General features: G+C 60.1%; 11 protein-coding genes and 1 pseudogene. 5 read left to right on the forward strand and 7 right to left on the reverse strand.

The window, feature by feature from the left end; all coding sequences use genetic code 11:
- The 5 genes and pseudogenes from Q0341_RS01040 to folC form a co-directional block, all read right to left on the reverse strand.
- Window positions 1–977 (reverse strand): annotated as a pseudogene (locus Q0341_RS01040) (aminotransferase class I/II-fold pyridoxal phosphate-dependent enzyme); the annotation flags it as partial.
- Between the two features lie 8 nt (window positions 978–985).
- A complete protein-coding gene (gene purF / locus Q0341_RS01045) occupies window positions 986–2,500 on the reverse strand; it encodes an amidophosphoribosyltransferase (RefSeq protein WP_299509965.1) in 1,515 nt (504 codons plus the stop codon).
- A gap of 38 nt (window positions 2,501–2,538) precedes the next feature.
- A complete protein-coding gene (locus Q0341_RS01050) occupies window positions 2,539–3,030 on the reverse strand; it encodes a CvpA family protein (protein ID WP_299509977.1) in 492 nt (163 codons plus the stop codon).
- 7 nt (window positions 3,031–3,037) lie between these two features.
- A complete protein-coding gene (locus tag Q0341_RS01055) occupies window positions 3,038–3,835 on the reverse strand; it encodes an SPOR domain-containing protein (RefSeq protein WP_299509966.1) in 798 nt (265 codons plus the stop codon).
- An 8-nt stretch (window positions 3,836–3,843) separates the two neighbouring features.
- Entirely contained in the window at window positions 3,844–5,133 is a 1,290-nt protein-coding gene (gene folC / locus Q0341_RS01060; RefSeq protein ID WP_299509967.1) for a bifunctional tetrahydrofolate synthase/dihydrofolate synthase, read from the reverse strand.
- A gap of 50 nt (window positions 5,134–5,183) precedes the next feature.
- On the opposite strand from folC, the gene Q0341_RS01065 reads away from it, so the two are divergent.
- From Q0341_RS01065 to argG, 4 genes are all read left to right on the forward strand, one after another.
- On the forward strand, window positions 5,184–5,528 hold the full coding sequence (locus Q0341_RS01065; protein ID WP_299509968.1) for an arsenate reductase: 345 nt from the start codon (window positions 5,184–5,186) through the stop codon (window positions 5,526–5,528).
- Between the two features lie 101 nt (window positions 5,529–5,629).
- Window positions 5,630–6,373, forward strand: coding sequence for a glycine zipper 2TM domain-containing protein (locus Q0341_RS01070; protein WP_299509969.1), 744 nt, complete (start codon window positions 5,630–5,632; stop codon window positions 6,371–6,373).
- A gap of 81 nt (window positions 6,374–6,454) precedes the next feature.
- Entirely contained in the window at window positions 6,455–6,772 is a 318-nt protein-coding gene (locus Q0341_RS01075; RefSeq protein WP_299509970.1) for a pyrimidine/purine nucleoside phosphorylase, read from the forward strand.
- A gap of 22 nt (window positions 6,773–6,794) precedes the next feature.
- Window positions 6,795–8,153: an argininosuccinate synthase gene (argG, locus tag Q0341_RS01080; RefSeq protein WP_299509972.1), complete on the forward strand. Its 1,359-nt coding sequence runs from the start codon at window positions 6,795–6,797 to the stop codon at window positions 8,151–8,153.
- Between the two features lie 296 nt (window positions 8,154–8,449).
- Here the strand turns inward: argG and murB are convergent, their stop codons facing one another.
- Window positions 8,450–9,511: a UDP-N-acetylmuramate dehydrogenase gene (murB, locus tag Q0341_RS01085; protein ID WP_299509974.1), complete on the reverse strand. Its 1,062-nt coding sequence runs from the start codon at window positions 9,509–9,511 to the stop codon at window positions 8,450–8,452.
- 40 nt (window positions 9,512–9,551) lie between these two features.
- Between murB and Q0341_RS01090 the strand changes: the two genes are divergently transcribed.
- A complete protein-coding gene (locus Q0341_RS01090) occupies window positions 9,552–10,037 on the forward strand; it encodes a YajQ family cyclic di-GMP-binding protein (RefSeq protein WP_299509975.1) in 486 nt (161 codons plus the stop codon).
- Here Q0341_RS01090 and Q0341_RS01095 read toward each other — a convergent pair whose 3' ends face one another.
- A complete protein-coding gene (locus Q0341_RS01095) occupies window positions 10,038–10,727 on the reverse strand; it encodes a 2OG-Fe dioxygenase family protein (RefSeq protein ID WP_299509976.1) in 690 nt (229 codons plus the stop codon).

A 10,727-nucleotide genomic window follows, 5' to 3' on the forward strand; every position in this document is an offset into this window, starting at 1 on the left:
GTTCAGGGCCATCGGCCTTCACGTCAAAAGACAGCACCGCACCACCCAAGCCCGACATCTGGCGCATGGCCAAGTCGTGCTGCGGGTGGCTGGCCAAACCGGGGTAATGCACGCGGGCCACTGCGGGGTGCTTTTCCAGCCATTCGGCCAAAGTTTGCGCACGGGCAGATTGGGCCCGCATGCGCAGGTCTAACGTCTCAAGGCCTTTGAGCACGACCCAAGCATTGAAAGGCGCCAGTGTCATGCCGCCGCTTTTGAGCACGGGTAAAAACTTCTCGGTGATCATCTGCTGCGGGGCGCACAGCGCGCCCGCCATCACGCGACCTTGTCCGTCCAAATACTTGGTGCCCGAGTGCGTGATGATGTCAGCCCCCATCAGTGCGGGTCTTTGCAAAGCGGGCGTGGCAAAGCAGTTGTCCAGCGCAAACAAAGCGCCTGCGTTGTGGGCGATGTCGGCCAGCGCCTGGATGTCACACACCTCGGTGAGGGGGGTTGGTGGGTGTTTCGGCCAACAGCAATCGGGTGCTGGGGCGAATGGCAGCTTGCCACTCTTTCAAGTCGGTTTGCGATACAAAGCTGGACTCGACACCGAACTTGGCCAAGTCGGTGCCGATCAATTTGATGGTCGAGCCAAACATGGAGCGCGAGCACACCACATGGTCGCCCGCCTTCAGGAGGCCCATGCACAGCATCAAGATGGCAGACATGCCCGAGGATGTCCCCATGGCGGCTTCTGTGCCCTCCAAGGCCGCCAAGCGCATTTCCATGCTGCTCACCGTGGGGTTGCCGTAGCGGCCATAGGTGAAGCCTTCTTCTTCGCCTGCGAAACGTCGGGCGGCAGACTCGGCTGTAGGCTGCACGTAACCACTGGTCAGGTACAGGGCTTCGGAGTTTTCGCCGTATTGGCTGCGCTCCACCGCAGCCCGTACGGCCAGGGTTTCGATGTGCAAATCGTCAAATCGGGAGGGTTCGGTCATGTTGAGGCTCACACGCTGGCGTTGGGCAAAGCCAAACGCGAATTGTCGTCATCGCCCTCTTCCACCTGGAGTCGGGTCTCGTTCAAACGCGTGATGTCATCGGTCGAAATGTCGCCGGTGACATACACACCGTCAAAGCACGAGGCATCAAAATTGGACAGCGTCCCTGCGGCGTTGACTCGGGCCTGGGCTACCGCGGTCTTCATGGCATCCACGTCTTGGTAGATCAGGGCGTCGCAGCCAATGATGTCGCGGATTTCTTCGATGCTGCGGCCATGGGCCACCAGTTCGTCCTTGGTCGGCATGTCGATGCCGTACACGTTGGGATAACGCACTGGTGGCGCAGCGCTGGCCATATAGACCTTGCGAGCGCCCGCGTCTCGCGCCATTTGCACGATCTCTCGGCTGGTGGTGCCGCGCACGATGGAGTCATCGACCAGCAACACATTGCGGCCCTTGAACTCGCTGACGATGGTGTTGAGCTTTTGGCGCACCGATTTTTTGCGCACGGCTTGGCCGGGCATGATGAAGGTGCGACCCACGTAACGGTTTTTCACAAAACCTTCGCGGTAGGGAAGGCCCAACAAGTGGGCCAATTGGGTGGCGCTGGGGCGGCTGGATTCAGGGATGGGGATCACCACGTCGATGTCACTCGGTGGCACTGTGGAAATGACCCGCTTGGCCAATGATTCACCCAGGTTCAAGCGGGCTTGGTAGACCGAGATGCCATCCATGGTGGAGTCAGGCCGGGCCAGATACACGTATTCAAAAATACAGGGACTCAGCTGCGCCTTGTCGCTGCACGCTTGCGCGTGCAGTTGCCCTTCAAGGTCGATAAAAATAGCCTCGCCTGGGGCCACGTCGCGCTCGAATTGGTGGGCCGTGCCATCGAGCGCCACCGACTCGCTGGCCAGCATGATGGAGCCGTCTTCGCTGCGCCCCATGCACAAGGGGCGAATGCCATGCGGGTCCCGAAAAGCGATCAGGCCGTGGCCTGCAATCAAAGCGATCACTGCATAAGAGCCCTGGACACGGCGGTTCACGCCACGCACAGCCTCAAACACATCGACAGGCTTGAGCGGCAAGCCTCGCGTGGTTTTTTCCAGCTCGTGGGCCAACACGTTGAGCAAAACTTCAGAGTCGCTTTCGGTGTTGATGTGCCGGTGGTCATTCAAGAACAACTCGGCCTTCAGCGCGTGCGCGTTGGTCAGGTTGCCGTTGTGCACCAGCACCAGGCCAAAGGGGGCATTCACATAAAAAGGCTGAGCCTCTTCTTCGCTGAAGGCATTCCCCGCTGTGGGGTAGCGCACCTGGCCCAAGCCGCAGTTGCCGGGCAAGCTGCGCATGTTGCGGGTGCGAAACACGTCACGCACCATGCCCTTGGCTTTGTGCATGAAAAATTTGCGGTCGAGTTGAGTGACGATGCCAGCCGCATCTTGACCACGGTGCTGCAAAAGCAACAAGGCGTCATAAATCAACTGGTTGACCGGAGCGCTGTTGACAACGCCGACAATTCCACACATATGCTTTTATCCGTTCAAAAAATCGAACCACCCCGATGTCATCGGGGTAAATAATCCACCAACTCTTGCGGCAACAGAGGCTTCAGGCCCTTGAGCGTCATGTCCAACCAGCCAGGGCCTGTGGCGTTTTGCCACCAAGCTTCGGACGTCAAGCCCATGAGCTGCAAAACCACGGTGAGGGCCAGCAACAAAACCACGCCCCGTGCCAAACCAAAAATGCCGCCCAAGGCTCGGTCGACTGGGCGCAAACCCACGGTTTCCACCAATTTCTTGACCAACCAAGACAGCAAACCGGCTGCAAACAATGTCGCCACAAAGACCAAAGCGAAAGCCAGGGCGTACTTCACCTGAGCCGCCGCTTCTTTCAGGAAAGGCAAGAAGGCCACCACATCTGCCGCCAGCCACTGGGCCAGGATAAAAGCCCCAACCCAGCCCGCCAGCGACAGCACTTCGTAGACCAAGCCGCGCCAGAGTCCCACCAGCAAGGAGGCCAGCAAAACCCCCAGCAAGACCCAGTCGGTGATGGACAGTTGCACGTCAGAGCCTCAAGACAGCCGGTGAAAAGCTGAGTTTTCGAATGCGCGCCGCCGCTTTTTCTGCGTCTTCACGGCTGCTGAAAGGGCCCACGCGAATGCGTGTGGTGGACTTGCCGTCCTTGCCATCAATGACTTGGGTGAACGTGACCAAGCCCGCTTGCTCCAGCTTGCGACGCACTTCGCGCACTTTGGCAGGATCGGTGAAGGCACCGACCTGAACGACGAGCCGCTCGTTGCTGGCTGGCTTAGAGGACGAAGGTGACTTGCCTTCGAGCAAGGCGCGGGCTTTGCTGCCATCTTCATTGGCCTTGGCCCGGGTCTTGGCCTGTGCTGCGGCTGCGCTGGCCTCGGACTTGTCGGATTTGCTTGCGGCGGGTTTGAGGTCGGGTAGAGGTGCTGGCTTTGCCGGTTTGGTCACGGTTTCTGCAAGCACGGGCGGAGGCTGAATCAAAGTTTCATTCGGCTCCAACCCCGCCTGCGCAGGCAAAGGCCGGGCGTCGGGCAGCAAGGGCTTGGCCGGGGCCAGACGCTCAGCCGGCTCGGCGGCGCTCAATGGCCCCGCTTTTTGACGATCGGGAATCAGAATGGGGGTGTCCACCGCAACGGGGCGCGGCTGGGTGTCGAACAACAAAGGAAAGCCAACAACAGCCAACAGCACCAGCACCACGGCACCCATCAAACGGTGTCGGGCACGCCTGCGAACAACTTCGATGCTTTCACCGGGCCCCGAGGCAGCCATCTCGGCCGAGGCCGATGACGCGGCATCTTGACCAGGAAAACGGAACTTAAAAAACGCCATGGCAGTGCTCAGGGCTTGAGGTGTTTGGCTTGAAGACGCGGAATGCCGTCTTGCAAAACACCGCCCACGGTATAGAAGGAGCCAAAGACGACGATTCTATCAGCCGGGTCTGCCGCCCCGATGGCCGCTTGCAAGGCCTGCATGGGGTCAGCATGCACGCTGCCAGCGGCATCGGCGCGGGTATTTTGCGTCAGCCAGACTTGTTCCAAATCGGCCGCTTTGGCGGCGCGGGGCACGGGTAAATCGGTGAAATACCAACGGTCGATCATCGGATTGACCTTTTTCAGCATGGGGAGCAAGTCCTTGTCCGCCATGGCCCCAAATACAGCGTGGGTCGTGGGATAAAACCCCATGGCGTCCAAGTTGGCCGCCAATGCGGCCACCGAATGGGGGTTGTGTGCCACATCCAGCACCAAAACTGGCTCCCCTGGCACGATCTGAAAGCGCCCAGGCAACTCCACCATGGCCAGTCCATTGCGAACGGCTTGGGCCGTGATGGGGATGCGCTGGCGCAAGGCTTCCAGCGCGGCCAGCACGCCGGAGGCGTTGATCAGTTGGTTCGCTCCACGCAAAGCTGGATAGGCCATGCCACTGTAGCGGCGGTCACGCCCCGCCCAAGCCCACTGCTGCTTGTCACCCGAAAAATTAAAGTCCCGGCCAAACTGCCAAAGTTCAGCCCCCACGGCGGCGGCATGGTCCAACACGCTTTGCGGCGGAACCGGGTCGCTCACAATCACCGGACGCCCGGCCCTCATGATGCCGGCCTTCTCCAAACCAATGCTTTCGCGGTCTTTGCCCAAAATGGCGGTGTGGTCGATGTCGATGCTGGTGATCACGGCGCAGTCTGCATCAATGATGTTGACGGCGTCCAAGCGGCCCCCCATACCCACCTCCAAAATGGCCGCGTCCAACTCGGCGTGGGCCATCAGGTGCAAGATGGCCAGGGTGCTGAATTCAAAATACGTCAGGCTGACATCGCCTCGCACAGCCTCCACAGCGGCAAACGCCTGGGCAAAAGCTTCGGACGAGGCCGATTCGCCGTGCAGGCGGCAGCGCTCCTCGAAGTGCACCAGGTGCGGTGAGGTGTAAACGCCTGTACGGTAGCCCGCTTGCAGCAACACAGCCTCCAACATGGCGCAGGTAGAGCCCTTGCCATTGGTGCCGGCCACGGTGATCACCGGGCAGTCAAAACGCAGCGCCATGCGGTCGGCCACGGTTTTCACACGGTCCAGCCCCATGTCAATGGCCACGGGGTGAAGTTGCTCGCACCAGTCGAGCCATTCCTGTAGAGTATTCATGGGCGGCAATTGTCGCGCAGTCTCGTCACCTCCCACTTCATCAAAGCCCCATGGACCTCATTGTTTACGGCATTCCCAATTGCGACACCGTCAAAAAAGCCCGAACCTGGTTGACCGACAACGGCTTGCACGCGAGCTTTCACGATTTCAAAAAACAAGGCGTGCCCGAAGCACAAGTGGACGTCTGGCTGACAGCGGTGGGCTGGGAAACCCTGCTCAATCGCAAAGGCACCACCTGGCGCAAGCTCGATGCGGCCGTGCAAGCGGCCGTGACCGACCGCGACAGTGCCAAAGCTGTCATGCTGGCCCAAGCCAGCACCATCAAACGGCCAGTCATTGCTTGGCCTTCGGGCCAAGTCACCGTCGGCTTCACTCCCAACCAATGGCCAGCTTGATCACAACGGCCGCACTGTTACCCAACTTTACAAGAAGCTCATCCCTTGTTGACATGGGACTGCATACACTGGGTTCACCTTCAACAACTTGGAAGCCGGCCATGAAACAGCTTGTCATCACCATCGCCCTGCTGGGCGCCGCGGCCTGGACACCCCTGGTGGCCAACGCGCAAGAAGTCGGCCAAGTGCTCTCGCGCAGCGCGGTTTACCAACAAGTGGCCGTGCCGCGCCAGACCTGCACGCCCACGCCAGTGTTGGTGCAATCCTCCTCCGGCGGGGGGGCTTTGATGGGCGCTATCGCTGGCGGCGCCATGGGCAATGCCGTAGGCGATGGCTCAGGCCGGGCTTTGGCCACCATGATCGGCATCGTGGGTGGCGCCATGGTCGGCGACCGCATTGAGGGCACAGGCCAAGCCTACGTACAGAACACAACCACCTGCAGCACCCATACGGCCTATGAAAACCGACTGGTGGGCGACGACGTGGTCTACGAATACGCCGGCAAACGCTACAACGTGCAACTGCCGCAAGACCCCGGCCCCACCATCAGCCTTCAGATCAGTCCATCGGTTCAGGGTTTGCGCAGCGAAGCCCTCCCACCCTTGCAGCGCACCACCGTCATCAACACTGCACCCCAAGTGGTGTATTTGCCGGCCACGGCTTACCGCACGCAGCCCCCGATTTACACATACGTGGACCTGCAATGGCGTGCACCCCGCCCAGCAGTGCGGCACCCGAGCTACCGCGTGGCCTCAGAGCGCCCCGCGGGCACCAGCACAAAGCCCGCGAAGACCGCCCCCACTGGCGCTGATCTCTCAGGCACCGAGGCGGTTGACCTAAAATAAAGGGTTTGAAACACGGGCGCGGCCGATGGCCGCGCTTTTTCGCGGGCCAGACCCAGCCTGCCAACCCTCGCCTGTATTGCCATGACCACCCAAACCATCGACGGCGTCTCCGTCAACACCCAAGCCAATGTTTACTTTGACGGCAAGTGCGTTAGCCACGGCCTGACCCTGCCCGATGGCACCAAACTGTCGGTCGGCGTGGTTTTGCCCGCCACATTGACCTTCAACACCGGTGCCGCAGAAATCATGGAGTGCGTGGGTGGCTATTGCGAATACAAGCTCGATGGCAGCAACGAATGGGTCAAATCCAGCGCGGGCGAAGAATTCAGCGTGCCGGCCAACTCCAAATTTGAAATTCGCGTGACCGAGCCCTACCACTACATCTGCCACTACGCCTGAACCCACGGCCGATCGGAACCCCATGAGCACCATTCTGCAAAATCTGCCCCAAGGGCAAAAAGTCGGCATCGCCTTCTCGGGCGGCCTGGACACCTCTGCCGCCCTGTTGTGGATGAAGCAAAAGGGCGCCCTGCCCTACGCCTACACCGCCAACCTGGGCCAGCCTGACGAGTCGGACTACAACGAAATCCCCCGCAAAGCGATGGAATACGGCGCTGAAAAAGCCCGTCTGGTCGACTGCCGCACCCAGCTGGCGTACGAAGGCATTGCCGCCATTCAGTGCGGCGCGTTCCACATCAGCACCGGTGGCATCACCTACTTCAACACCACCCCCTTGGGCCGCGCCGTCACGGGCACCATGCTCGTGGCCGCCATGAAGCAAGACGACGTCAACATCTGGGGCGATGGCTCGACCTTCAAAGGCAACGACATCGAGCGCTTCTACCGCTATGGTTTGCTGACCAACCCGAGCTTGAGAATCTACAAGCCTTGGCTGGACCAACTGTTCATCGACGAGCTGGGTGGCCGCGCCGAGATGAGCGCCTTCATGACCGCCAACGGTTTTGGCTACAAGATGAGCGCCGAAAAGGCCTACTCCACAGACAGCAACATGCTGGGTGCGACCCACGAAGCCAAGGATCTGGAAAGCCTGCAAAGCGGCATGAAGATCGTCAACCCCATCATGGGCGTGGCGTTCTGGAAGCCCGAAGTCGAAGTCAAGGCTGAAGAAGTGAGCGTGCGCTTTGAAGAAGGCATGCCCGTGGCCCTGAACGGTGTGGAATACGCCGACCCGGTCGAGTTATTCCTCAAAGCCAACGAAATCGGCGGTCGCCACGGTCTGGGCATGAGCGACCAGATCGAAAACCGCATCATCGAAGCCAAGAGCCGCGGCATCTACGAAGCCCCCGGCATGGCGCTGCTGCACATCGCCTACGAGCGTTTGGTGACGGGCATTCACAACGAAGACACCATCGAGCAGTACCGCATCAACGGCCTGCGCTTGGGTCGCTTGTTGTACCAAGGCCGCTGGTTCGACCCACAGTCCATCATGTTGCGCGAAACCGCCCAACGCTGGGTAGCCCGCGCCGTGACCGGCACGGTGACGCTAGAGCTGCGCCGTGGCAACGACTACAGCATCCTGAACACCGAGTCGTCCAACCTGACTTATGCACCAGAGCGTTTGTCAATGGAAAAAGTAGAAGACGCGCCGTTCAGCCCGCTGGACCGCATCGGCCAGTTGACCATGCGCAACCTCGACATCGTGGACACACGCGCCAAGCTGGGCATCTACGCACACGCTGGTTTGTTGTCGGTGGCGAAGGGCCTCACATCTACAAACTCGAGGGCAGCGGCAAAAAGTGATTTTTGTCGCTTTAAATGAAAAACGGCCTTCGGGCCGTTTTTTTTACGCTATCAACTTGCTTTGTGGGGGTTTTCCGCCTTGGCGCGCGTGCCTACCGGCTCGCCTAATAACCCGCTTCGCTCGCCAAATCGGCGAGTCCGACAGGCACGCGCACCAAGGCTACGTCCGTTGATACAAAAGCGGGTATTGAAGTTTTCACCGACCTAGCGCTGGGTTGTGGCCTGAGCGGATCGGCCGATTTGGCGAGCGAAGCGAGTGATGAGGCCGACCGCTCAGGCCCCAACCCGGCGCGGAACAACCCCAGAACGCAAAAATCAAATCACAACAGGCTCAGGCTCCAGCCGAATCCCAAAGCGCTCGTACACGCTGGTCTGAATGGCTTTGGCCAGCGTCATGACCTCGCCGCCCGTGCAGGGGTTCTCGCGCCCACCCCGATTGACCAGCACCAGCGCTTGCTTTTCATAAACACCAGCGTGACCGACGGTCTTGCCTTTCCAGCCGCAGGCGTCGATCAGCCAGCCTGCGGCCAGTTTGATGCTGCCGTCGGGCATGGGGTAGTGCACCACCTTTGGCTCGCGGGCGATGATGTCGGCGCATTGATCAGGCGTCACCGTGGGGTTCTTGAAGAAGCTGCCGGCGTTGCCAATCACTGCTGGGTCAGGCAGTTTGGCCCGGCGAATGGCCACCACCCAGTCAAAAATCTGCCGCGCATCAGGGTTGTGGATGCCGGTCTCGGCCATCTTGCGCTCCAAATCCAGATAACCCAGCTCGGGCTTCCAGCGCTTGGGCAGCGCAAAGCGCACCCGCAAGATCACCGCCCTGCCCGCCAGGCCAAGGCCATCCGGACCGCCAGAGCCGATTGATGGGTGTTTGAACACCGAATCGCGGTAACTGAAACCGCATTGCGCCGCATTCAGGCTGAACAGCTCGCCGGTGAACAAGTCCATCGCATCCAGCGACTCAAAACGGTCTTGCAACTCCACGCCATAAGCACCGATGTTCTGAACGGGCGATGCGCCCACCGTACCAGGAATCAGGGCCATGTTTTCCAGGCCCGGGTAACCGTGGTCCAGCGTCCAGGCCACCAGCGCATGCCAGTCAACGCCTGCACCCGCTTCAATCACCCAGTGTTTGTCCGTCTCACTCGCCAAACGCATGCCGGGCACTTCGATCTTGAGCACCAACGCCTTGACGTCACCCGTCAAAACGATGTTGCTGCCGCCGCCCAGCACTTGACGGGGCAAAGTGGCCAAAGCGGGGTCGGCCAGCACGGCCAGCAGGTCGGTTTCGGAGCGCACACGCACCAACGCCAGCGCCTTGGCGGCGATACCAAAGGTGTTGTACGGCTGCAAAGGAACGTTTTTCTCCAGGTTCATGGGAGAATTGTCGCATTCTCAACCTCGGATTTTTAAAGCCATGCCCTCGTTTGATACTGTTTGCGAACCCAACATGGCCGAAGTGCGCAACGCCGTTGACACTTCTGCCAAAGAAATCGGCACCCGCTTTGACTTCAAAGGCACATCGGCCAAGATCGAGCTCAAAGACAAAGAGATCACCATGTTCGGTGATGCCGAATTTCAACTCACGCAGGTCGAAGACATCCTGCGCAACAAGCTGACCAAACGCACTGTGGACGTGCGCTTTCTGGACATTGGCAAGGTCGAGAAAATCGGCGGCGACAAGGTCAAGCAAGTGATCAAGGTCAAGAACGGCATCGAGACCGAAGACGCCAAAAAGATCACCAAGCTGATCAAGGAAAGCAAGATCAAGGTGCAAGCGTCCATTCAGGGTGATGCGGTGCGCGTCACGGGCGCCAAGCGCGATGATTTGCAAGAAGCCATGGCCTTGCTGCGCAAAGACATGACCGAGCTGCCCCTGAGTTTTGACAACTTCAGAGACTGATCAGGGCGCTGGCGCGTCCATAAAAGCACCCGAGCGCAGCGTGACCACCAAGGTGTCACGCCAGCCGCCGTCTTGCTCGGGCTGAATGGGTGTGGTCTCGTGGATCACGCGGGTATCGTCCATCAGCAGCAAAGACCAAGGTTCACTCAACGTGAAACGCTGGCCTTGCGGGGTGTCCATGTCAAACACCCGAGTTTCGCCGCCTTTGATGCCGTGGCGTCCCACCAAAAATACCGCCACCCAGTTCACGCCATCGCGGTGCGCACCCTCGGGCGTGGGGCGGCCAATGCCATCGGTGGTGTCGATCCGAAACTGATGCGCTTCGGTGTACCAGGTTTGTTCGCCCTGCGCCGCAGAGGCCACACGGGCCAAGCATTGCAACAGTGCCGACCAGGCCGGTTGTTGCACCACCTCGGGCAACATGGGGTCAAACCAGCGCTGCATGCCACCATGCAAAGCGTTGTAGGACATCGGTTGCCAGTGGGCACGGTGCGGCACGGCATGCACCCGTTCACCGGTCACCTCAAAACTGGCATGGCGACGATGGCGGTAACGGCCACCGTCCTTGAGGTGTTGGTCAGGCGGTAGCGCATGCCAGCTCGGTTGCAGCGCTTGCAAATCCTCGATCGAGACATTGGCCAAAGCGCAAACGCTGGACGCCCCCAGCACCGCAAATCCCTGCGCCGCCAA

This window comes from uncultured Limnohabitans sp., assembly GCF_937889215.1.
GTDB lineage: Bacteria > Pseudomonadota > Gammaproteobacteria > Burkholderiales > Burkholderiaceae_C > Limnohabitans_A.